This window comes from Variovorax sp. YR266 (genome assembly GCF_900107295.1).
Classification (GTDB): domain Bacteria; phylum Pseudomonadota; class Gammaproteobacteria; order Burkholderiales; family Burkholderiaceae_C; genus Variovorax.
The window spans coordinates 669,454-689,911 of the sequence record NZ_FNPM01000001.1 but is presented as its reverse complement, the minus strand read 5'-3'; the positions used below and the strand labels follow the sequence as shown (position 1 = coordinate 689,911).

At 66.4% G+C, this 20,458-nt stretch carries 17 protein-coding genes and 1 pseudogene; 14 read left to right on the top strand and 4 right to left on the bottom strand.

Features of this window, described 5'->3' with window-relative positions; genetic code table 11:
- Positions 1-47 precede the first annotated feature (47 nt).
- A complete protein-coding gene (gene ygiD, locus BLW48_RS03250; protein ID WP_093173240.1) occupies positions 48-959 on the top strand; it encodes a 4,5-DOPA-extradiol-dioxygenase in 912 nt (303 codons plus the stop codon).
- A gap of 18 nt (positions 960-977) precedes the next feature.
- Here the strand turns inward: ygiD and zwf are convergent, their stop codons facing one another.
- A complete protein-coding gene (zwf, locus tag BLW48_RS03245; protein WP_093048351.1) occupies positions 978-2,450 on the bottom strand; it encodes a glucose-6-phosphate dehydrogenase in 1,473 nt (490 codons plus the stop codon).
- A gap of 165 nt (positions 2,451-2,615) precedes the next feature.
- Here zwf and BLW48_RS03240 point away from each other — a divergent pair, with 165 nt between their 5' ends.
- Genes BLW48_RS03240 through BLW48_RS03225 form a run of 4 tightly spaced genes read left to right on the top strand, consistent with a single transcriptional unit; the run spans position 2,616 to position 7,635 of the window.
- The gene (locus BLW48_RS03240; protein ID WP_093048353.1) at positions 2,616-3,629 is read left to right on the top strand and encodes an ABC transporter substrate-binding protein; all 1,014 of its coding nucleotides are present in this window, start codon (positions 2,616-2,618) and stop codon (positions 3,627-3,629) included.
- Positions 3,630-5,891: an ABC transporter permease gene (locus tag BLW48_RS03235; RefSeq protein WP_093172575.1), complete on the top strand. Its 2,262-nt coding sequence runs from the start codon at positions 3,630-3,632 to the stop codon at positions 5,889-5,891. It begins immediately after the preceding gene.
- 16 nt (positions 5,892-5,907) lie between these two features.
- A complete protein-coding gene (locus tag BLW48_RS03230; protein ID WP_093172573.1) occupies positions 5,908-6,960 on the top strand; it encodes an ABC transporter ATP-binding protein in 1,053 nt (350 codons plus the stop codon).
- Between the two features lie 12 nt (positions 6,961-6,972).
- The gene (locus tag BLW48_RS03225; protein ID WP_093048360.1) at positions 6,973-7,635 is read left to right on the top strand and encodes an HAD family hydrolase; all 663 of its coding nucleotides are present in this window, start codon (positions 6,973-6,975) and stop codon (positions 7,633-7,635) included.
- Here BLW48_RS03225 and BLW48_RS03220 read toward each other — a convergent pair.
- A complete protein-coding gene (locus BLW48_RS03220) occupies positions 7,581-8,249 on the bottom strand; it encodes a lipocalin family protein (protein ID WP_093048363.1) in 669 nt (222 codons plus the stop codon). The genes BLW48_RS03225 and BLW48_RS03220 overlap by 55 nt on opposite strands.
- Positions 8,250-8,491: 242 nt before the next feature.
- On the opposite strand from BLW48_RS03220, the gene tal reads away from it, so the two are divergent.
- From tal to BLW48_RS03200, 4 genes and pseudogenes are all read left to right on the top strand, one after another.
- A complete protein-coding gene (gene tal / locus BLW48_RS03215) occupies positions 8,492-9,448 on the top strand; it encodes a transaldolase (protein WP_093048365.1) in 957 nt (318 codons plus the stop codon).
- Positions 9,449-9,450: 2 nt separating this feature from the next.
- Complete coding sequence (pgi, locus tag BLW48_RS03210) at positions 9,451-11,004, top strand: glucose-6-phosphate isomerase (RefSeq protein ID WP_093172571.1); 1,554 nt, start codon at positions 9,451-9,453, stop codon at positions 11,002-11,004.
- Between the two features lie 139 nt (positions 11,005-11,143).
- Positions 11,144-11,476, top strand: a complete 333-nt coding sequence (locus BLW48_RS03205) for a DUF805 domain-containing protein (protein WP_093172569.1) — start codon at positions 11,144-11,146, stop codon at positions 11,474-11,476.
- A gap of 95 nt (positions 11,477-11,571) precedes the next feature.
- A pseudogene (locus BLW48_RS03200) lies at positions 11,572-12,843 on the top strand (IS3 family transposase).
- 41 nt (positions 12,844-12,884) lie between these two features.
- On the opposite strand, the gene BLW48_RS03195 reads toward BLW48_RS03200, so the two are convergent.
- Together BLW48_RS03195 and BLW48_RS03190 are read right to left on the bottom strand one after the other, a co-directional pair.
- Positions 12,885-13,946 carry a 4-hydroxythreonine-4-phosphate dehydrogenase PdxA gene (locus BLW48_RS03195; RefSeq protein WP_093173238.1) on the bottom strand — a complete coding sequence of 354 codons (1,062 nt, stop codon included), beginning with the start codon at positions 13,944-13,946 and terminating at the stop codon, positions 12,885-12,887.
- Positions 13,947-13,990: 44 nt separating this feature from the next.
- Positions 13,991-14,968, bottom strand: coding sequence for a Bug family tripartite tricarboxylate transporter substrate binding protein (locus BLW48_RS03190; RefSeq protein ID WP_093172567.1), 978 nt, complete (start codon positions 14,966-14,968; stop codon positions 13,991-13,993).
- Positions 14,969-15,060: 92 nt separating this feature from the next.
- Here BLW48_RS03190 and BLW48_RS03185 point away from each other — a divergent pair, with 92 nt between their 5' ends.
- The 5 genes from BLW48_RS03185 (at position 15,061) to BLW48_RS03165 (ending at position 20,389) form a co-directional block, all read left to right on the top strand.
- Positions 15,061-15,990, top strand: coding sequence for a LysR family transcriptional regulator (locus tag BLW48_RS03185; protein WP_176928685.1), 930 nt, complete (start codon positions 15,061-15,063; stop codon positions 15,988-15,990).
- Positions 15,991-16,165: 175 nt separating this feature from the next.
- A complete protein-coding gene (locus BLW48_RS03180; RefSeq protein WP_093172565.1) occupies positions 16,166-17,476 on the top strand; it encodes an ABC transporter substrate-binding protein in 1,311 nt (436 codons plus the stop codon).
- Positions 17,477-17,623: 147 nt separating this feature from the next.
- A complete protein-coding gene (locus BLW48_RS03175; RefSeq protein WP_093048382.1) occupies positions 17,624-18,481 on the top strand; it encodes a carbohydrate ABC transporter permease in 858 nt (285 codons plus the stop codon).
- Positions 18,482-18,494: 13 nt separating this feature from the next.
- The gene (locus BLW48_RS03170; RefSeq protein WP_093075940.1) at positions 18,495-19,331 is read left to right on the top strand and encodes a carbohydrate ABC transporter permease; all 837 of its coding nucleotides are present in this window, start codon (positions 18,495-18,497) and stop codon (positions 19,329-19,331) included.
- A 17-nt stretch (positions 19,332-19,348) separates the two neighbouring features.
- Positions 19,349-20,389, top strand: coding sequence for an ABC transporter ATP-binding protein (locus tag BLW48_RS03165; protein ID WP_093172563.1), 1,041 nt, complete (start codon positions 19,349-19,351; stop codon positions 20,387-20,389).
- Positions 20,390-20,458: the final 69 nt, after the last annotated feature.

The following is a 20,458-nucleotide window of genomic DNA, read 5'->3' as shown; positions in this document are numbered from 1 at the left end:
TGCGCAAAGGCACCGCCTTGCGCCGGAAACTGTTGCAGAGTGCCGCCATGCCAATGACGACAACGCTTGCAACCTCCGAACTGGGCCGCCGTGGCTTCCTGATGGGCACTGCCCTTGGCGCGACTGCGGTGCTGGCCTCGCTGGCCTGCAGCGTGCAAGCCGCCAGCGCAGCGCCTTCGCGCCGCATGCCGGTCGTCTTCATCGGCCACGGCTCGCCGATGAACGCCATCAGCGACAACGCCTTCACGCGCCGGCTCTCGGCATGGGGCCGCGAGCTGCCCCGGCCCTCGGCCATCCTCAGCGTGTCGGCGCACTGGCTCAGCCGCGGCGCCACCGGTGTCGGCATGCAGGCGAAGCCGAAGACGATCCACGACTTCGGCGGCTTCCCGCAGGCGCTGTTCGACATCGAATACCCGGCGCCGGGTCACCCCGCGCTTGCCCAGGAGACCGTCGGCGTGGTGAAGCAGACGCCGGTGATCGCCACCGAGCAATGGGGCCTCGACCACGGCACGTGGTCGGTGCTGAAGCACCTGTACCCCAAGGCCGACATTCCCGTGTTCCAGCTCAGCATCGACTACGACAAGCCGGCCGCCTTCCACTATGCGGTGGGCCGTGACCTCGCCGCGCTGCGCGACAAGGGCGTGCTGGTGATGGGCAGCGGCAACGTGGTGCACAACCTGCGCGCCACCGACCGCGGAACGCCCGACGGGCCCAGCGCAAGCCGGCCATGGGCACAGTCGTTCGACGATGCGGTGAAGTCTGCACTTGCGGGCCGTGACGACCGAGCACTGGTCGACTACGCGAAGCTGGAAGGCGCATCGACCGCCGTGGCGATGCCCGATCACTACTACCCGTTTCTCTACGCCCTCGGCGCCGCCGGGAGCGGCGAGCGCGCGAAGACGATCTACGAGGGATTCCAGTCGGGCACGCTCAGCATGCGTTGCCTGCAGTTCGGCTGAGCGCGACCGAAGCGGGCGTTACTGCTCTTCGCCCCAGGCGAAGCCGTCGCGCGCAATCATCGCGCTGGACGCGCTCGGGCCCCAGGTGCCAGCCGCATAGGGGCGCGGGCCGCCGTCCGATTCCCAGCTGTCGATCAGCGGCTCGACCCAGCGCCATGCTTCTTCCTGCTCGTCGCTGCGCACGAACAGGTTCAGGCGGCCGTCGATCACGTCGAGCAGCAGGCGCTCGTAGGCGCCCACGCGTTCGGCGCCGAAGCGCTTGTCGAAGTCGAGGTCGAGCTGCACCGGCGCCAGCTGCGCGGCCGCGCTCTGGTTGCCGTTGGTGCGCTGCCGGTTGTCCTGCGCCTGCGCGAGCATGTGAAGCTCCAGCCCGTCCTTGGGCTGCAGGTTGATCACCAGCTTGTTGACGTTGCCCGCCGGTGCCCGGTAGATGGCATGCGGCGTGGGCCTGAAGTTGACCTCGATGCGCGCGTCGCGCGAAGCCAGCCGCTTGCCGGTGCGGATGTAGAAGGGCACGCCGGCCCAGCGCCAGTTGGCGATTTCGGTGCGCAGCGCCACGAAGGTCTCGGTGCGGCTGTCCGGGTTCACGCCCGGCTCGTCGCGGTAGCCCTGCACCCGCTCGCCGTAGGCCGTGCCGGCCGTGTACTGGCCGCGCACCGTGTGCAGGCCCAGGCTCTCGGGCGTCCAGGGCTTGAGGGCGCGCAGCACCTTGAGCTTTTCGTCGCGGATGGCGTCGGCGTGCGAGTTGATCGGCGGCTCCATGGCCACGGCGCACAGCAACTGCAGCGCGTGGTTCTGCACCATGTCGCGCAGTGCGCCGGTCTGGTCGTAGAACGCGCCGCGCTTTTCCACGCCCAGGTCTTCGGCAATGGTGATCTGGATGTTAGAGATGTGCTCGCGGCGCCAGATGGGCTCGAACAGCGCATTGCCGAAGCGCATGGCGAACAGGTTCTGCACCGAAGGCTTGCCGAGGTAGTGGTCGATGCGAAAGACCTGCTTTTCTTCGAGCACCTTGCCAACGGCGGAGTTGATGGCGCGGTTGGAAGCCAGGTCGTGGCCCAGCGGTTTCTCCAGCACGATGCGGGTCCTGGAGCCGTTGAGCCCGGCCGCCGCGATCTGCTCGACCACCTGGGTGAAGAGCGCGGGCGCCGTGGCCACGTACATCACCACCGTCTTGGCGTCGCGCTGGTTGAGCAGGCTCGCCAGGCGGGCATAGTCGTCGGGCTTCGAGAGGTCCATGCGCAGGTAGTGCAGCATGGAGGCGAACTTCTCGAACTCCTCCGGTGAAGGCCGCTTGGCGCCTTCGACCGCCTTGAAGCGCGACTGGATCAGCTCCCGGTACTGGTCGTCCGACAGGTCGTCCCGCGCCACGCCGACGATGCGGCCGTCAGGTGGCAGACTGCCGTGCCGGAATGCCTGGAACAGCGCGGGCATCAGCTTGCGCCACGCGAGATCGCCAGTACCGCCGAACAGAACGAGATCGAAGCTCATGAGAAAACTTTCCTTTGTCTGAGTGCCGAGGCAGGCTGCATGCGTCGCTGATGCGACATGCGCCAGTCGCGATGGTACTTGTACCGATTCGAGAGACCTGTACTAAAGCTACGCTGCCCCATGGCCGCGAGGCCTTTTTTTATTGCACAGAGGTGGAGGGACCCAATGAAGAGCAAGATTCTCACCGCAGCCGTGCTGCTCGGCCTGTCGGCCGCCGCGTCGGCCCAGACCGTCAACGTGATCTGCTCGGTCCAGGCCGAGTGGTGCAACGTGATTTCCACCGTCTATGCCCGAACCACCGGCGTGCGCATCAACATGGCGCTCAAGGGCTCGGGCGAGGCGCTGGCCCAGCTGATTGCCGAGAAGGACAACCCCAAGACCGACATCTGGTTCGGCGGCACCGGCGATCCGCACCTGCAGGCGGCCGAGCAGGGTCTCACGCTCGAATACAAGTCGCCCACGCTGTCGCAGCTGCACCCCTGGGCCCAGCAGCAAGCCAAGCAGTCGGGCTACAAGACGGTCGGCATCTATTCGGGCCCGCTGGGCTTCGGCTACAACCCCGAGCTGCTGGCCAAGAAGAAGCTGCCAGTGCCCAAGACCTGGGCCGACCTGCTCAAGCCCGAATACAAGGGCGACATCCAGGTGGCCAACCCCGCATCGAGCGGCACGGCCTACACCATGATCGCCACGCTGGTTCAGATGATGGGCGAGGACAAGGCCTTCGACTACCTCAAGGCGCTGCACAAGAACGTGGGCCAGTACACCCGCTCGGGTACCGGCCCGATCAAGGCGGTGGCACGCGGCGAAACCGCGATCTCCATCAGCTTCGTGCACGACGGCCCTGGAGAGAAGATGCAGGGCTTTCCGGTCGAGACCATCACGCCGAGTGATGGCACGGGCGCCGAGATCGGCTCCATGAGCATCATCAAGGGCGCGCGCAACCTCGATGCCGCCAAGAAGTTCTACGAATGGGCACTGACGCCCGCCGCGCAGGAGCTGGGCGCTGCCAACAAGCAGTTCCAGCTGCCGAGCAACATCAACGCCAAGCTCGACCCGCGCATCCCGGACTTCAAGAAGATCAAGTTCATCAACTACGACTACGCCAAGTACGGTGCCAGCGCCGAGCGCCGCCGCCTGATTGCGCGCTGGGAAAAAGACGTCAATTCGCTGCCGCGCTAAGTGGAAGCGCGTTCAGTCGCTGAAGGCGCGCCGGTCAATCCGGCGTCGCTGGCTGCCATCCGGCGCTCGCGGCGCTGGATCTGGGCGTGGGTCGCGCTGGGCTTTGCGGCGTACCTGCTGCTGCCCTGGTATGCGATCCAGGATGCCACCTGGTACGAGGCCGTTCCGCAGGTCTTCGGTCAGGCGGAGGGTGCCAACGGCCTCATGCAGGCGGCTACGCGGGGCCGCAGCTGGCTCTTCATCGGCCTTGCGGGGCTTGTGATGTGCGCCGTAGGCGCGTGGCTGCCAGCAGGCCGTGCGCAGGGGCGCTGGCTGCTGGCGGGCGGCGCGATCGGTGCCATCGGGCTTGCCGTCACGGGCTTTGCCATCGGCGCGCGGGGCTGGAGCTTTGCGGCGCTCAACGCGCAGTTCGGCGAGCTGGCCATCAACCAGTTCGGCATCGGCGCGGGCGGCTTCGTGGCGCTCACCGCGCTGGTGCTGCTGGCGGCCTTCGGCATTGCGCGGCTGGGCCTCTTCAAGGGCGACCTGTTCGTGTCTGCCGCGGTCATCGGCTGCGGCGTGCTGATGGCGCTGTTCATTGCCTATCCGGTGAGCAAGGCGTTGTCCGGTGCGTTCTTCAATGAGGACGGGCAGTGGTCGATCACCGCGTTCGTCGCACGCGTGTTCACCGAGCGCATCTGGGGCCTTGGCTGCCTCTCCGGCGGCGTGCGCTGCGGCGTGGCGTGGAACACGCTGGTGCTGGCCTTGCTCACGGCGGCCGGCACCACCTTCCTCGGCACGCTGATGGCGCTGATGGCCGAGCGCGGCAGCAAGCGCGGGCAGGGCGCGCTGCGGGTGCTGGCGCTGCTGCCGATCATCACGCCGCCCTTCGTGGTGGGCCTCGGGCTCATCTTGCTGTTCGGCCGCGCCGGCATCGTCAACCAGGTGCTGGAGAACGTGTTCGGCATCGAGCCCACGCGCTGGTTCTACGGCATGCCGGGTGTGCTGGTGGCGCAGCTGTTCGCGTTCACGCCCATTGCCTTCATGATCATGCGCGGCGTGGTGCAGGGCATTGCGCCCAGCCTCGAGGAAGCCGCGCAGATGCTGCGCGCCGACCGCCGCCGCACCTTCTTCACCATCACGCTGCCGCTCTTGAAGCCGGGGCTGGCCAACGCCTTCCTGGTGGGCTTCATCGAGAGCATTGCCGACTTCGGCAACCCGGTGGTGGTGGGCGGGCAGTTCTCGGTGCTGTCGACCGACATCTTCTTTGCCATCGTCGGCGCGCAGTACGACCAGGGCCGTGCGGCCTCGCTGGCCTGGGTGCTCACGCTGTTCGCGCTCGGCGTGTTCGCGCTGCAGCGCGGCGTGCTGGGCAAGCAGAACTACACCACCGTGAGCGGCAAGGGCGACGCCGGCATCGCGATGGCGCTGCCTGACGGCGTGCGCCGCACCATCTACTGCATCGCCTTGCCTTGGATCGCGTTCACCGCCGTGGTGTACCTGTTCGCCTTCGCGGGCGGCTTCGTGCAGACCTGGGGACGCGATTACAGCTTCACGCTGAACCACTTCAAGAGTGCCTTTGCGCTCGAGTGGGGGCAGTTCGGGCTGGTGTGGGCCGGCACCGCGTGGAACTCGCTGATCACCACGCTCAAGCTGGCGGGCATCTCGGCGCCCATTACCGCGGCGCTGGGCCTGCTGATTGCATGGCTGCTGGCGCGCAACGAGTTCAGGGGGCAGGGGCTGTTCGAGTTCGGCGCGCTGCTGGCCTTTGCGATTCCGGGCACGGTGCTGGGCGTGAGCTACATCCTGGCTTTCAACGTGCCGCCTTTCGAGCTCACGGGCACGGGGCTCATCATCGTGCTGTGCTTCATGTTCCGGAACCTGCCGGTGGGCGTGCGGGCCGGCACGGCGGCCTTCAAGCAGCTCGACCGCTCGCTCGACGAGGCTTCGCTGATGCTGCGCGCCTCGACCTCGCAGACGCTCTTCAAGGTGGTGCTGCCGCTGCTCAAGCCCGCGCTGGTGGCCGCGCTGGTCTACAGCTTCGTGCGCGCCATGACGACGGTGAGCGCGGTGATCTTCCTGGTCACGGCGGAGAACGAACTGGCCACCACCTACATCATCGGCCGCGTCGGCAACGGCGACTACGGCATCGCGCTGGCGTACTGCACGGTGCTCATGATCCTGATGTCGCTGGCCATTGCGCTGGTGCAGTGGGCGGTTGGGGAGCGCAAGCTGGGGCGGCGCAAGGCGGGTGTGCCGGTCGTGCCCGCGCCCGTGCATTGAAACGAGAGAAGAATCCATGAGCAACGGCATCGAATTCCGCAACGTCACCAAGCGCTACGGCGCCGACAAGAACGCGCCGCTGGCCGTCAAGGGCATCAGCTTCGAAGTGCCGGTGGGCACGCTCACCACCATCCTCGGGCCCTCGGGCTGCGGCAAGACGACCACGCTGCGGATGATCGCGGGGCTCGAATCGCCGACCTCGGGCTCGATCTTCATGGGCGGGCGAGACGTCACCACGCTCGGCCCGGCCGAGCGCAACGTCAGCATGATGTTCCAGAGCTACGCGCTGTTCCCGCACATGAACGTGATCGAGAACGTGAGCTACGGCCTGCGCATGAGCGGTGTGAAGAAAGACGAGGCCACGTCGCGGGCGCGCGAGGCGCTGCGGGGCGTGGGGCTGGTCGGCTTCGACGAGCGCCTGCCCAGCGAGCTTTCGGGCGGCCAGCAGCAGCGCGTGGCGCTGGCGCGTGCGCTGGTGCTCGAACCGGCGGTGCTGCTGTTCGACGAGCCGCTGTCGAACCTCGATGCCCGGCTGCGCCGCGAGATGCGCGAGGAAATCCGCTCGCTGCAGCAGCGGCTGAAGCTCACGGTGGCCTACGTCACGCACGACCAGAGCGAGGCGCTGGCCGTGAGCGACCAGATCATCGTGATGGACCACGGCGTGATCGCCCAGCGCGGCACGCCCGAGCAACTCTACGGGCGGCCCGAGAGCGAGTTCGTCGCCGGCTTCATGGGCGAGGCGATGGTGTTTCCCGCCACGGCGCAAGCCGACGGCAGCGTGGCGCTCGGCCCGCTGCGCCTGCAGCCGCGCTATGCGGTGGCGCCCGGCACGGTGAAGGTGGCGGTGCGGCCCGAAGCCTGGCAGATCGGCGCCAGCGGCGCGGCGGACGGCCTTCCGGCCACGCTGCGCAAGGCCGCCTACCTCGGCAGCTTCTACGAATACGGCTTCGACACCACCCTGGGGCCGGTCTTCGTGGTGTCGACCGACCTGTCTTGCCCGCTGACTGCCGGCGCGCAGGCCACGCTGTCCCTGGGAGCCCATGGCGTGAGCGTGGTGCCCGGCGCATGAAACAATGGCGCCATGAACGTGGTTTTCGACTTGGGCGCCGTGCTGTTCGCATGGGAGCCCACACGGCTGGTACAGGCCCATCTCTCCCAACACGCGCCCACTGAAGCCGCCGCGGCAGCCCTGGGCAGGGCGCTTTTCCATCACGACGACTGGACGGGTTTCGATTGCGGCACCCGCACGCTGGACGACGCCATCGCCCGCATGACGGCGCGGCTTTCGCTGCCGGCCGAGCCGCTGCACACCATGCTCGAAGGGCTGGGCGAGCGGCTGGAGCCCATCGGCGTCACGGTCGACATGCTCGAACAGCTGATCGCCCACCGCGAAGCCGGCCAGCCGCTGCGCCTGTACTACCTGTCGAACATGCCCGCGCCGTACGCCCGCGCCATCGAGCGCAAGCACGCCTTCATGCAGCGCTTCGACGGCGGCGTGTTCTCGGGGGACGTGAAGTTCCTCAAGCCCGAACGCGAGATCTACGAAGTGCTGGCGATGCGCTACCGCCTCGATCCGGCACAGACCGTGTTCATCGACGATTCGGCCGCCAACGTGGAGGCGGCGCGCGCCTTCGGCTGGCACGCCATTCATTGCACCGCGCCGGCCGTGCTGCCGTCGCAGCTGCAGCGCTACCTGCCGGTGAGCACGACCTTGTCGGTGTCGAACCCCAGGCTGCGGGCGTAGTCCAGTTCCGCGCGCAGCACGGCCTCGTCGAGGCGTGGCGCGCGCGACAGCACCCACAGGTATTGGCGGTCGGGCGTGCCGACCAGCGAAACCTGATAGTCGCGGTCGAGCTTCAGGATCCAGTAGTCGCCCCAGACCATCGGCAGCCAGCCGAGCCACGCTGGCGCAAATCGCACCTGGAGGCGGCCTGCGCCAGGCTGGCCTGCCACCGGCACCACGCGGGCAGCGCCGACGGCCTCGTCGAAGTTGCCGTCTTCCCGCACGCAGCGATTGAGCACCTGCACGGCGCCCCCAGGCTGCGGGGTGTATTCGGCGACCACGGGGCCGGCGCATTGTTTCTGGAAGCGGTTCGGCAGGCGGGCCTGCTCGTGCCAGATGCCCGCATAGCGCTGCAGATCGACCGGCGCCACCACCTGCAGCGGCGCGCGCATCAGCGGTGCGCCGTCAGCCGGTCCGGCCGGCCGGGCGCGAGCGGTGCGCGCCGCGTCCATGGCGAACCAGGTGGCCACGCCGCCCACGACGAAGGCCGTGGCCATTGCGCCGATCGCATTGCTGGTGCGGCGGTCGTCGAAAGGCCGGACGGTGGTGGCGTCGGCGCGCGTGCGAGGGGTCATGAGGCACTCCTGAGGGATGAAGACATTCGGCGTAAAACTCAGGCTAGCCAAGGGCAGGGCACGCGCCCGTCAGCCACGGACCACAGGCGGTGTAGGGCGGGGAGGCCGGAGAGCGGAGACAACCACACGGGCATCAGGCCGATGGAGCCGCGTGAAAACCCGTGCTACGGTGCGCATGAAAACATCGGCCGACGCGCAACTGCGTGCAGGACTTGTCACAACCCGCACTGGATAATGATTTCATGAACCAACTCGATGCCCTCCGCCAATGGACCACCGTCGTCGCCGACACCGGTGACTTCAAGCAGCTCAGCGTTTCCAAGCCACAGGACGCGACCACCAATCCCTCGCTGATCCTCAAGGCCGTGCAGAAGCCCGAATACCGGCCGCTGCTCGACGAGACAGTGAAGAAGCACGCGGGCAAGCCGCTCGACGAGGTCATCGACCGCCTGCTGGTGCGCTTCGGCACCGAAATCCTCTCGATCATCCCGGGCCGCGTGTCGACCGAAGTCGATGCCCGCCTGTCCTTCGACACGGCCGCGACCATTGCGCGCGGCGAGCGCATCGTGGCGCTCTACAAGGCCGAAGGCATCGACACCGAAAAACGCCTGCTCATCAAGGTGGCCTCCACCTGGGAAGGCATCGAGGCGGCGCGCGCCCTGGAGCAGAAGGGCATTCGCACCAACCTCACGCTGCTGTTCTCGTTCGCGCAGGCCGTGGCCTGCGGCGCTGCGGGCGTGCAGCTCATCTCGCCCTTCGTGGGCCGCATCTACGACTGGTACAAGAAGTCCGCCGGCGCCAAGTGGGACGAGGCTGCGAGCGCCGGCGCGAACGACCCCGGCGTGAAGTCGGTGCGCGAAATCTTCAACTACTACAAGCAGCACGGCATCAAGACCGAAGTCATGGGCGCGAGCTTCCGCAATGTGGGACAGATCCAGGCGCTCGCCGGCTGCGACCTGCTGACCATCAGCCCCGAGCTGCTGGCCGAGCTGGCCGCCAGCAACGAGCCGCTGCAGCACGCGCTCGACGCCAAGGCTGCAACTGGCGGCGACGTCGCCAAGGTCAGCTACGACGAGGCGGGCTTCCGCTTTGCCCTGAACGAAGACGCCATGGCCACCGAGAAGCTCGCCGAAGGCATCCGCGCCTTCGCGGCCGACGCCGTGAAGCTCGAAAAGCTCATGCAGGAAAGCGGCAAGTAAACATGGCCATGACCCTTCGCTGCGATCGCGCGCCGGCCTGGGCGCAGTTGCAGTCCGCTTTCGAAACCGCAGGCCGCCAGTTCGACGTGCGCCATGCCTTCGTGGACGACGCGGGCCGCTTCGCACGCTTCAGCCAGGAGGCGCCGTACGTCTTCGCCGACCTGTCGAAGAACCTGATCGACGCGCGCACCGAAGAGCTGCTGCTCGAGCTGGCCCGCGAGTGCGGCCTCGAGGCTCACCGCGACGCCATGTTCGCCGGCGAGCACATCAACAATACCGAAGACCGCGCCGTGCTGCACACGCTGCTGCGCGCGCCGGCCGATGCGCAGACCGGCCCGAAGACCGCGCACGAGCTGCGCGAAGTGCACGCCACGCTCGACGCGATGCTGGCCTATGCCGAGAAGGTGCGCGCCGACCACACGATCACCGACGTGGTCAACATCGGTATCGGCGGCTCCGACCTCGGCCCGCAGATGGCGGTGCTGGCGCTGGCCGAGTTCGCCGCGCCGGGCAAGCGCTTTCACTTCGTCTCGAACGTCGACGGCCATGAGCTGGCGGGCGTGCTGCAGGGCCTCGCGCCCGAGCACACGCTGTTCCTCATTGCCTCGAAGACCTTCACCACGGCCGAGACGATGACCAATGCGCTTTCTGCCAAGCGCTGGTACGAGCAATCGGGCGGCACCGACATCGCGGGCCACTTCGCGGCGCTCACCACCAATGTGGAAGCGGCGAAGAAGTTCGGCATCGACACCACCTTCGGCTTCTGGGACTGGGTGGGCGGCCGCTATTCGCTGTGGTCGGCCATCGGCCTGCCGATTGCGCTGGCCATCGGCGCCGACGGCTTCCGCCGGCTGCTGGCGGGCGCGCATGCAATGGACGAGCACTTCCGCACGGCACCGCTCGCGCAGAACCTTCCGGTGCGGCTGGGCCTGCTCGACGTCTGGTATCGCAACTTCCACAAGTTCACGAGCCGCAGCATCGCGCCGTACCACAGCGCACTGAAGCGTGTGCCGGCCTACCTGCAGCAGCTCGAGATGGAAAGCAACGGCAAGCAGGTCGATGCCAGCGGCAAGCCGGTGGCCTTCGGCACTTCGCCTGTGCTGTGGGGCGAGCCCGGCACCAACGGGCAGCACGCCTACTTCCAGATGCTGCACCAGGGCACAGACGTGATCCCGCTCGAGTTCGTGGCGGTGCGCGATGCCTCGCACGACCTCGAAGGCCATCACCCCAAGCTGCTGGCCAATGCGCTCGCGCAGGCGCAGGCGCTGATGGTGGGCAAGCTCGACGAGGGCGGCCACAAGAACTTTCCGGGCAACCGGCCGAGCACCTTCTTCGTGTTCGAAAAGCTCACGCCCGAATCGCTGGGTGCCTTCCTCGCGATGTACGAGCACCGCGTGTTCACCAGCGGTGCGCTGTGGGGTATCAACAGTTTCGACCAGTGGGGCGTGGAGCTCGGCAAGGTGCTCGCAAAGGACATCGAACCGCGCCTCGCATCGGGCGACGTCATGGGGCTCGATGCATCGACCGCGGGCCTGCTGAAGCGGCTGGGCAGCTGAATCGGGCCGCTGGCAAGCCAATTCATAACCCGTTTGTTTGCAGGCCGGCTATCGCTTCTAGCCGAGTTTGCCGTTGAAAGACGCATCTATATGATGGCCCGGGGAAATTTCCCTGGGACCAATCAAGAGGAGTCGATCAATGAATTTTCAAACAGCGGTCAAGACCTGTCTGAACAAGTACGTGGATTTCAGCGGGCGCGCCTCGCGCTCGGAGTTCTGGTGGTTCGTACTTGGACAGCTGGTCATTCTCATCGTGGCAAGCCTGATCCATCGGTTCGTGTACGGCATCGCGGCTCTGGCCCTGCTGCTGCCCGCGCTGGCCGTGGGAGCGCGCCGCCTGCACGACATCGGCAAGAGCGGCTGGTTTCTGCTGCTGGCGCTCATCCCGCTCGTCAACCTCGTGCTGATCTATTTCTACTTGCAGCCGACGCAACCCGAGTCGAACAGCTACGGCGAACCACCGACCGCCTGAGTTTTTTTAAAAAAGGCCGCGCAAGCGGCCCTTTTTGTTTGGTCTGACCCGTCCTGACCTGGGTTGACACCTTTTCCCTCAGAAAAGGCGAGTCAATGGAATCAGGCATCAAACGCACGCAGCGGGACTACACGCTGGCTTTTAAGCTGTCGGTGGTCGATCAGGTAGAAAAAGGCGAGCTGACCTACAAGCAGGCGCAAGAGCGCTACGGCATCCAAGGGCGCTCGACCGTTCTGGTGTGGCTGCGCAAGCATGGTCGCCAGAGCTGGGGTTCGGCATCATCTCGGCTTCCCATGCCCATAACAACCAAAAAATCCTCCCCCGCGCCTGCGGCGCCGCTGACCCCTGAGCAGCAGATCAAGGCCTTGGAAGTCCAGCTTCGAGAGGCGAACGAGAAGGCCCGGTTGTTCGAGGCGGTGATCGATGTCCTGAAGAAGGACTACGGGGTGCGTGTCGTAAAAAAGCCTTTGGGCAAGTCCTCTCGCAAAAGCTCCTCCCGGGGCTGAGCGTTGCGAGGGCTTGCCGTTATTGGGGCATCAGCCGCCAGGCCTACTACCAGCAACTACATCGCCAGCAGGAGCGCCATGCGCGCTGCGAGACGGTGATTCAGCTCGTGCGTGGCGTGCGCCTGCGCCAACCCCGGCTGGGCGCTCGCAAGCTGCACCACCTGCTCAAGGAGCCGCTGCAGCAGGCGCACGCGAGCCTGGGGCGCGACGCGCTGCTGGACGTGCTGCGCCAGGCTCACATGCTGGTTCAGCCCAGGCGGGCGTACCACAAGACCACCGACAGCCACCACCGGTTCCGCCGCCATCCCAACCTGCTCAAGGACGGACCGAGTCAGGTGCGCCCCACCGGCAGCGAGCAGGTATGGGTGGCGGACATCACGTACCTGCCCACCGATCGGGGGTTCGTGTACCTGAGCCTGGTGACGGATGCGTGGTCACGCAAGATCGTGGGCACATCATGTGCACGACAGCCTGCACACCAGGCAGGTCAGCCGGGCGCTGACGATGGCGCTCAAGAGCCGGCAAACCTGCCAGATGCTGGTGCACCATTCCGACAGGGGCATCCAGTACTGCTCCAACGACTATCAGCAGATTCACCGGCGCCACGGCATCGCCTGCTCGATGACGGACGGCTACGACTGCTACCAGAACGCGCTGGCCGAGCGCGTCAACGGGATCTTGAAGATGGAGTTCCTGCTGCACCGGCCTGCCGATCTGGCCCAGGCCAGCCGGATGGTTCAGCAGGCCGTGCAGATCTACAACCAGGAGCGACCGCATCAATCCCTAAAATTGAAAACGCCCGATGAGGTCCATCGGGCGTCTCTGGCCGGCTTGAACAGGCCGGCTCTGTGTCCCTCATAGGTGTCAACCTATGGCAGGACGGGTCAGTCCTGCCGAGAGACTCACGCAGTTACTGCCTGTGCGGCCGTGCGCGCCGGCGCGCCGCTCGCCATGCGCACGCACAGGTCGAAGGCCTGCTGCAGCCCCTCGATCTTCGCAATGCCCTGGCCCGCGATGTCGAAGGCGCTGCCGCTGGCCGACGTGGCCACCGGCACCGGCAGGCCACCGTGCAGCGTCACGCCCTGCTCGAAGCCCATGAGCTTCATCGCGATCTGGCCCTGGTCGTGGTACATCGACACCACCGCATCGACATCACCGCGCCGTGCGCCGATGAACACCGTGTCGGGCGAGAACGGGCCGCGCGCATCGAAGCCTTCGGCGCGCAGCTGTTCGACGGCGGGCGCGATGATCTCGATTTCTTCCATGCCGATGGAGCCCCCGTCGCCCGCGTGCGGGTTGAGCCCCGTCACCGCGATGCGCGGATGCGCCACGCCCGCGCGGCGCAGTGCCGACGAGATGATCTTCACGGCGTCGCTCACGCCTTGCACGGTGATGTGGCTCGCCACGTCCTTCAGCGGAATGTGCGATGTCACGCGCGAGGTCCAGAGCGATCCTGTGAGGTTGAACTCGCAGACGAAGCCCGCCACCGCAAAGCGCTCCTGCATGTAGCGCAGTTCGTCTTCATGCACGAGGCCGCCCAGGCGCAGCGAATGCTTGTTGAGCGGCGCAAAGAGAATGCCTTCGGCCTGCCCGCGCCGCACCGCCAGCGTGGCCAGCTCCAGCGCCTCGAGCGAGGCCCGGCCCGACTGTTCATTCGACTCTCCCATCACCGGCTCAAGGCCCTCCATCCAGTCGCGCGTGAGCAGGCTGGGGCGGCCGTCTTCGAAGCGCAGCGTGTCGAGGTTCTCGACCTGCAGCGGGTTCAGCTTCACGCCCGCCGCGCGCTCGCCGGCGGCCAGCACGATCGGGTCGGCAATCAGCAGCACGCGCGCAGCGTCCAGGTTGCGCTGGCGCGCCAGCAGCTTCACGGCCATTTCAGGGCCGACGCCGCTGGGGTCGCCCAGCAGCACGACGATGCGGGGTTTGGCGGAGATCACGCTCGAGGTCTTGGTAGTGGTGGACATGGTGTGGCTCGGATGCAAGTTGAATGAAAAGGGAGCGGGCCGGCTCATTCGGCCTTGATGTTGGCGTCGCGCACGAGCTGGCCGTAGTGGTCGAACTCCTGCCTGTTCATTGCCGCGAAGGGCTCGCCGGTGAGCGCGCCGGGCTCGCCGCCCAGGGCCTTGATGCGCGTCTGCACGTCGGCCAGCTTCAGCGTTCGCGTGAGCTCGGCGCTCAGCCGCTCGACCGCGGGACGCGGCGTGCCGGCCGTGACGTAGAGGCCGTACCAGGTGGACACGTCGGCGCCCTTGATGCCCTGCTCGGCCAGCGTGGGCACGTCGGGCAGCTCGGGCGAGCGCTGCGGTGCGCTCACGGCCAATGCGCGGAACTTGCCGGCCTTGATCTGGCCCATGGCCGAGGAGGTGCTGTCGAACATCATGTCGACCTCGCCCGCGATGATGTCGATGTGCGCCTGCGAGCTGCCCTTGTAGGGCACGTGGATCGACTTCATGCCGGTGGCCAGGTTGAAGGCCTCGCCGCCCACGTGCTGCGTGCTGCCGATGCCCGACGAGGCGTACTTGAAGCCGCCCGGCTTGGCCGCCATGGCCGTCACCAGGTCCTTCACCGACTTGTAGGGCGAGCTGGCCGACACCACCAGCACGTTGGGCATCACTGCCACCAGGCCCACGGGCTGCAGGTCTTTCAGCGGGTCGTACTTGAGCTTGAGGATGTGCGGCGCCACCGCCTGCGCCGTGTTGGTGGCCAGCAGCAGCGTGGTGCCGTCGGCCGGCGCGCGGGCTGTGAGTTCGCCGGCAATGGTGTTGGAGGCGCCGGGCCGGTTCTCGACCACTACGGTTTGCTTGAGCGCGGGCGAGAACTTGTCGGCCAGCACGCGCGCCAGGATGTCGGTGCCGCCGCCGGGAGAGGCGCCGACCATGATGCGCATCGGCTTGTCGGGGTAGCTCGACTGCGCACCGGCCGCTGACACGGCCAGCAGGGCGGCTGCAGCCAGCCCCGCCGCGCGGGCGAGAGAGGGAAATTTCATCGGGTGTCTCCTGCTTGTAATGAGCCCGAGCGTACGGAGCTTCTCCCTCGCGATCCAATCGTAAAAGCCTGAAGCTCCATATACTTTTGCATATGACTTCCGGACTGACCGATGCCTCGCTGATGCTCCACGTGCGGCCGCGCCAGCTGTTGCTGCTGGCCCGGCTCGATGCCCATCGCCACCTCGGCCGGGCGGCCGAGGCCATGAACATCAGCCAGCCTGCCGCCACCAAGCTGCTGCAGCAGCTGGAAGATTCACTCGGCGAGAAGCTCTTCGAGCGCCTGGCGCGCGGCATGGAGCCCACGCCCTACGGCGACATCCTCATCCGCTACGCGCGCCGCGTGCTCAGCGACTTCGGCACCGCCCGCGAGGAGATGCTGGCCCTGCGCTCGGGCCTGAGCGGCGCTCTGCGCGTGGGCAGCGTGCCGGGTGCTGTGCCCGAACTGCTGGCGCCGGCGCTGGTGGAGTACCGCCGCCGCCATCCGCAGGTGGCCGTGTCGGTGGTGGTCGAGACCAGCGACGTGATCCAGGCGCAGCTGGAGCAGGGCGATGTCGATCTCGTGCTGGGCCGTCTCACCGAGAGCCATGACGAGGCGAAGTACGCGAGCGTGCCGCTGCTAGGCGAGTCGATGGTGGTCGTGGTGCGCACCGCGCACCCGGTGTTCGAGCGCGCCACCGTCACGCTGGCCGGCATGGCGAACTGGTCGTGGGTGCTGCAGCCGCCGGGCTCGCCGCAGCGCGGGCGCTTCGAGGCGGCGATGCGCGAGGCCGGCATCCAGGCGCGGCTCGACATCATCGAAACGGCATCGCCCATCGCCATTACCGCCTTGCTCGAGAACTCCGATATGGCGGCCGTGATGCCCGCCTCGCAGGCCAACCACTACGCCCGATTGGGCGTGCTGCGCACCGTGCCGGTGGAGCTGCCGGTGCGCGTGCCGCCGATCTGCCTGATCACGCGGGAAGACCGGGCGCTGTCGCCGGCGGCCGCACAGTTCCGCCGTCAGCTGCTGGGCGGCGCCTGAGGCCTTTGGGATGCCATTTTCCATGCTGTATTGCATCAACTAGGGAATTCACTAGCCAACTGGTGCATGAAAGTACTGGTGGTGGCTATCGAAGTACCAAAACTGCAAGCGCGTTTCTCCAGAATCCGGCCACGGCGACCCGACAAGAGGGCGTCGCTCACCTCTAGGAGACAACATGAAGCGTTTTCTGAAAGCGGGCCTCGTCCTCGCACTCATCGGCTCGGGCGTCGTGTCCCAGGCCGCCACCGAACTCGTGATCGCGACCGTGAACAACGGCCACATGATCGAGATGCAGAAGCTCACACCCTTCTTCGAAAAAGCGAACCCCGACATCAAGCTCAAGTGGGTCACGCTGGAAGAAGGCACGCTGCGCCAGCGCGTGACCACCGACATCGCCACCAAGGGCGGCCAGTTCGACGTGATGACCATCGGCCTGTACGAGACGCCGATCTGGTCGAAGAAGGGCTGGCTCAAGCCCATTGCCACCGATGCCGCCTATGACATCGACGACCTGCTGCCCGCCATCCGCGACGGCCTGTCGACCGACGGCAAGCTCTACGCCGCGCCCTTCTACGGCGAGAGCTCTATGCTCATGTACCGCAAGGACCTGGCCGACAAGGTGGGCGTGAAGTTCTCGGACCAGCCGACCTGGGCGCAGGTGAAGGAGTTCGCCGACAAGGCCAACGACCCGAAGGCGGGCGTGTACGGCATGTGCCTGCGCGGCAAGCCGGGCTGGGGCGACAACATGGCCTTCCTGACCACGCTGGTCAACACCAACGGCGGCCAGTGGTTCGACATGCAGTGGAAGCCGCAGATCGACACCAAGGCCTGGAAGGACGCGATCACCTTCTACGTCGACATGATGAAGAAGAACGGCCCTCCGGGCGCATCGGCCAACAGCTTCAACGAGAACCTCGCTCTCTTCAATGAAGGCAAGTGCGCGGCCTGGGTCGACGCGACCATCGCGGCCTCGTTCATCAGCGACCCGAAGCAGTCGAAGGTGGCCGACAAGGTGGCCTTCGCGCAGGCACCGACCGCCTCCACGCCGAAGGGCGCCAACTGGCTGTGGTCGTGGAACCTCGCCATTCCGGCCAGCTCGACCAAGGACGACGCGGCGCAGAAGTTCATCAAGTGGGCCACCTCCAAGGAATACATCAACCTCGTGGCCAAGGAAACCGGCTGGGCCTCGGTGCCCACAGGCACGCGCAAGTCGACCTATGCGAACCCCGAGTTCCAGAAGGTCGCCAAGTTCGCCGCTGCAGAGAAGAAGGCGATCGACAGCGCGAACCTCACCGACAGCACCTTGCCGAAGTCGCCGTACGTCGGCGTGCAGTACGCGGCCATTCCTGAGTTCCAGGCCATCGGCGTGGCGGTGGGCCAGCAGATGAGCGCGGCGCTGTCGGGCAAGGTCACTGTGGACCAGGCGCTGAAGACTTCGCAGACCGCGGCCGAGCGTGAGATGAAGAAGGCCGGGTACTACAAGTAAGTCTTCGGGCTTGCTCCCTCCCCCGCTGGGGAGGGTAGGGGTGGGGGCTCGCGGCGCATCGTTCGGTGCCGCGCCTGATCGGGCAGCCCCCATCCCAGCCTTCCCCCAGCGGGGGAAGGAGCCAGGGACCACAAGAAGGGATACCTCATGAAAAGACTCCTGCCCCGCGCCCTCATGGCGCCCGCGGTGCTCACGCTCTTCCTCTGGATGATCGTGCCGCTCGTGATGACGTTGTACTTCTCGTTCGTCAACTACAACCTCATGCAGCCCGGTGAACGCACCTTCGCGGGCATCGAGAACTTTCACTACTTCATCACCGACCCGGACTTCTGGCCGGCCACGTGGAACACGCTGCTGCTGATCGGCAGCGTGATCGTCATCACGGTGGTGTTCGGCGTGCTGCTCGCACTGCTGGTGAACGAGCCATTTCCGGGGCGCGGCATCGTGCGGGTGCTGCTGATCTCGCCGTTCTTCGTCATGCCCGCGGTCAATGCGCTGCTGTGGAAGCACATGATGATGAACCCCATCTACGGCGTGCTGGCCGACGTGTGGCGCGCCTTCGGCGCACAGCCGGTCGACTGGCTCACCGACGTGCCGCTGCTGTCGGTGATCATCATGGTGGCCTGGCAGTGGCTGCCTTTTGCCTGCCTGATCTTCATCACTTCGCTGCAGTCGCTCGACCGCGAGCAGATGGAAGCCGCGCGCATGGACGGCGCGAGCTCGTTCCAGCGCTTCTTCTATCTCACCATTCCGCACCTCGCGCGCCCCATGGCGGTGGTGATCATGATCGAGATGATCTTCCTGCTCAGCGTGTTCGCCGAGATTGCCATCACCACCAATGGCGGCCCGGGCAACGAGAGCACGAACATGACCTACATGATCTTCAAGCAGTCGCTCATGAACTTCGACGTGGGCGTGGCCTCGGCCGGCGCGCTGTTCGCGGTGGTGCTGGCCAACATCGTGGCTGTGTTCCTCATCCGGATCATCGGCAAGAACCTCGACTGAGGAGCAACACGCCATGCAACAACAACAAGCCCCCAGCAACTTCCTGCCCCAGGCCATTCGCACCGTGGGCGCGTGGGCCGTCACGCTGCTGCTGTTCTTTCCGCTCGGCTGGCTGTTTCTCACGGCCTTCAAGACTGAGCTGCAGGCCATTCACGTGCCGCCGCTGTTCATCTTCGAGCCCACGCTCGGCAACTTCAGCGAAGTGCAGCGCCGCAGCGACTACCTGCTGTACGCGCGCAACTCGCTCATCACCAGCCTGGGCTCGACCATCCTCGGCCTGCTGATCGCGGCGCCCGCCGCGTACTCGATGGCCTTCTTCCGCACGAAGAAGACGCGCGACATCCTGATGTGGATGCTCTCCACCAAGATGATGCCGGCAGTGGGCGCGCTGGTGCCCATCTACGTGATCGCGCAGACAGCGGGCATGCTGGATTCGCTCACCGCGCTGACCATCGTGTTCACGCTGTCGAACCTGCCGATCATGGTGTGGATGCTCTACAGCGCCTACAAAGATATTCCGCCCGAGATCCTGGAGGCCGCGCGCATGGACGGCGCCAACCTCTGGACCGAGTTCCGCCACGTCGTGATGCCGCTGTCGGTGGGCGGGCTCGCATCGACCGGCCTTCTGTGCCTGGTGCTGAGCTGGAACGAGGCCTTCTGGGCGTTGAACCTCACCTCCGCCAAGGCCGGCACGCTGGCCACGCTGATCGCCTCGTACTCCAGCCCCGAGGGCCTGTTCTGGGCCAAGTTGTCGGCGGCTTCGCTGATGGCCATTGCGCCCATCGTCGTGTTCGGCTGGTTCAGCCAGAAGCAACTCGTCCAAGGCCTGACCTTCGGCGCCGTCAAGTAAAGAAAGGGAGACATCTCATGGCCTACCTCGAACTCAAGAACATCAAGAAGAGCTTTGGTGAAGTCAACATCATCAAGGGCGTCGACCTGCAGATCCAGAAGGGCGAGTTCATCGTCTTCGTCGGGCCTTCGGGCTGCGGCAAGTCGACGCTGCTGCGGCTGATTGCCGGGCTCGAGCCCATCACCAGCGGCAACCTGCTGCTCGACGGCAAGGACATCACCTGGGCGCCTTCTGGCAAGCGCGACCTTGCGATGGTGTTCCAGAGCTACGCGCTCTATCCGCACATGAGCGTGTACGACAACATGTCGTTCGCGCTGAAGCTCGCGGGTGTGTCCAAGAGCGAGATCAAGACCAAGGTCGATCATGCGGCGAAGACGCTCAACCTCACTCAGTACCTCGACCGCACGCCCAAGGACCTGTCGGGCGGCCAGCGCCAGCGCGTGGCCATCGGCCGCGCCATCGTGCGCGCGCCCAAGGTGTTCCTGTTCGACGAGCCGCTGTCGAACCTCGACGCGGCGCTGCGCGGCAACACGCGGGTCGAAATCCACAAGCTGCACCGCGCACTCGGTGCGACCACCATCTACGTGACGCACGACCAGGTCGAGGCCATGACGCTGGCCGACCGCGTGGTGGTGCTGAAAGACGGGCTCATCGAGCAGGTCGGCACGCCGCTGGAGCTGTACGACCACCCGGCCAACCAGTTCGTCGCGCAGTTCATCGGCATGCCGTCGATGAACATGGTGGCCGCCAATGCCATTCCCAGCTTCTCGGCCGCCACCGGCGGCAGGCTGCCCGCCGACGGCTTCCTGGGCGTGCGGCCCGAGGGCCTGCGCGTGCATCCGAAGCAGGGCGCGCCGGTGAGCGACGTGCAGGGCCGCGTCGAGCTGATCGAGGCGCTGGGCGCCGACACGCTCATCCATGTCGACGTGGGCGGCGTGCCGCTCATCGCGCGGCAGAACGACCGCACGCCGCTGCAGGCCGGCGACGACGTGGCCGTGGAGCTCGACCCGTCGGTGCTGCATCTCTTCAACCGCGAAGGCCGTTCGGTCGCCGCGTGACCTTCATTTTTCTTCTACCGTCTTTTCAACGGACATTCCCGTGACCATCGCGCAAATTCCACCGGCTCT